The sequence below is a fragment of the Mycobacterium sp. genome (genome assembly GCF_049608025.1).
In the GTDB taxonomy this organism is placed as follows: Bacteria; Actinomycetota; Actinomycetes; order Mycobacteriales; family Mycobacteriaceae; genus Mycobacterium.
In genome coordinates this window covers 1-2,234 of the sequence record NZ_JBMYXC010000112.1, presented here as the reverse complement: position 1 = coordinate 2,234, position 2,234 = coordinate 1, and the positions used below count along the sequence as shown (strand labels likewise).

The following is a 2,234-nucleotide window of genomic DNA, read 5'->3' as shown; positions in this document are numbered from 1 at the left end:
AAACAACAAACAAAAACCACCAAACACACTATTGAGTTCTCAAACAACACACCCAGATTTCAGGCAACCCTGCCACTGTACTTCACGGTGTCAAGGCAGTCAAGTCCCGGCCACTTTGTCTGATCTAAGACATCTCATCTAAGTCCGAACAGACCGGGCCGTTGGCTTCTGACCAAAATACTACGCGCTGTCGGGCTCAGCCCCAAATGGCCAGCGCACGCGCAATGCGGCAGGGACAGGGCCCCGAGTCGGTTAGGTGATGCGCTCGATCTCAGCACCCAGAGCGGTGAGGTTCTCCACGAACTTCGGATAACCGCGGTCGATGTGAAAGACATCGTGCACCTCGGTGTCACCGTCGGCGACCAGGCCGGCCAGCACGAGCCCGGCCCCGGCACGGATGTCTGAGGACCACACCGGGGCGCTGGACAGCTGCTGGATCCCCCGCACGACGGCGTGGTGGCCGTCAGTGCGTGCATCAGCCCCGAGCCTGATCATCTCCTCGACGAACCGGAACCGCGCCTCGAAGACGTTTTCGGTGATCATCGACGTACCGTCCGCGATCGCAGCCAGGCCGATGGCCATCGGCTGAAGGTCGGTGGGGAACCCGGGGAACGGGAGTGTGGCCACGTTCACGGCCTTGGGCCGTTCGTATTGCACCACCCGGAATCCGTCGTCGGTCTGCGTCACCGTGGCGCCGGCGTCATGCAGTTTGTGCAACACCAATTGCAGATGTTGCGGGTCGACCCCGGTGACCGAGATGTCGCCGCGAGTCATCGCGGCCGCAATTCCCCATGTCGCCGCGACTATCCGGTCCCCGATGACCCGATGCTCCGTCGGGTACAGCCGGTCGGCACCGGTGATCGTCAACGTCGATGATCCGCCGCCGGTGATCTGGGCGCCCATCTGATTGAGCATCGTGCACAGATCGACGACATCAGGTTCGCGGGCGGCGTTGTGAATCGTGGTCACGCCCTCGGCGAGCACCGCGGCCATCAGGATGTTCTCCGTCGCGCCCACCGAGGGGAATTCCAACTGGATCTCGGCGCCGAGCAGGCGGTCGGCTTCTGCGACCACGCATCCGTGCTCGATGTTGCACCGGGCGCCCAGCTGGCGCAGCCCCGACTGATGCATGTCGAGAGGCCGAGAACCGATGGCGTCGCCACCAGGCAGCGCCACCTTCGCCCGCTTACACCTGCCGACCAACGGACCGAGGACACACACGGAGGCACGGAACTGGCGGACCGCGGCGAAGTCCGCATCGTACTTCGGCTCCTCCGGTGAGGTGATCCGCACGATGTCACCTTCGAGTTCAACGGTGGCACCGAGTCCGCGCAACACCTCGGCCATCAGCGGCACGTCGAGGATGTCGGGACAGTTGGTGATGGTGCTTGTGCCCTCCGCGAGCAACGCGGCGGCCATCAACTTCAGCACGCTGTTCTTGGCGCCCCCGACTGAAACTTTGCCCGATAACCGGCTGCCGCCGGTCACCACGAAACGCTGGGTCACGCGGCTTAGTGTAAACAGCGTCTCGGGCCATGTCAGTTTCCTGAGACCACCGCGCGCTGCCGCGCACCGGTACGGTTTGGTCATGGCAGTTCACCTGACGCGCATTTACACGCGGACCGGCGACGATGGCACCACCGGGCTGAGCGACTTCAGCAGGGTGTCGAAGAACGACGCACGACTGACGGCATATGCCGACTGTGATGAAACGAACGCTGCGATTGGCGCTGCGGTAGCCATGGGCGATCCGGATGACCGAATTCTCGCGGTCTTGCGGCAGATCCAGAACGATCTGTTCGACGCGGGGGCTGACCTGTCGACACCACTGGTGGAGAACCCAGAGCATCCTGCGCTGCGCATCCAGCAGAGTTATATCGACCGCCTGGAATCATGGTGCGACGAATTCAACCAAGATCTGCCCGCGTTGAATTCGTTTGTCTTGCCGGGGGGTACCCCCTTGTCCGCGCTACTGCACATGGCCCGTACGGTGGCGCGCCGAGCCGAGCGTTCCGCGTGGCGGGCGATCGACACCCACGGGGATTCGATAAGCGTGCTGCCGGCGAAATACCTCAACCGGCTGTCCGACCTGCTCTTTATCCTGTCTCGGGTCGCGAACCCGCAGGGTGACGTCCTCTGGCGCCCAGGGGGCTGAAAGCCGCACGTCTGTCGGGCCCGAGTCTGTCGGGCCCCAGTCTGTCGGGCCCCAGTCTGTCGGGCCCCAGTCTGTCGGG

General features: G+C 63.6%; 2 protein-coding genes. One reads left to right on the top strand and one right to left on the bottom strand.

From position 1 onward, the window contains the following. Positions 1–252: 252 nt before the first annotated feature. Entirely contained in the window at positions 253–1,506 is a 1,254-nt protein-coding gene (murA, locus tag ACPGXI_RS17945; protein WP_526655378.1) for a UDP-N-acetylglucosamine 1-carboxyvinyltransferase, read from the bottom strand. Positions 1,507–1,588: 82 nt separating this feature from the next. Here murA and ACPGXI_RS17940 point away from each other — a divergent pair, with 82 nt between their 5' ends. Continuing rightward, complete coding sequence (locus tag ACPGXI_RS17940; protein ID WP_526655376.1) at positions 1,589–2,155, top strand: cob(I)yrinic acid a,c-diamide adenosyltransferase; 567 nt, start codon at positions 1,589–1,591, stop codon at positions 2,153–2,155. Positions 2,156–2,234 lie beyond the last annotated feature (79 nt).

Coding starts and splice junctions, on each gene's coding strand:
- ACPGXI_RS17940 (WP_526655376.1), top strand. CDS start 1,589: ATGGCAGTTCACCTGACGCGCATTTACACGCGGACCGGCGACGATGGC.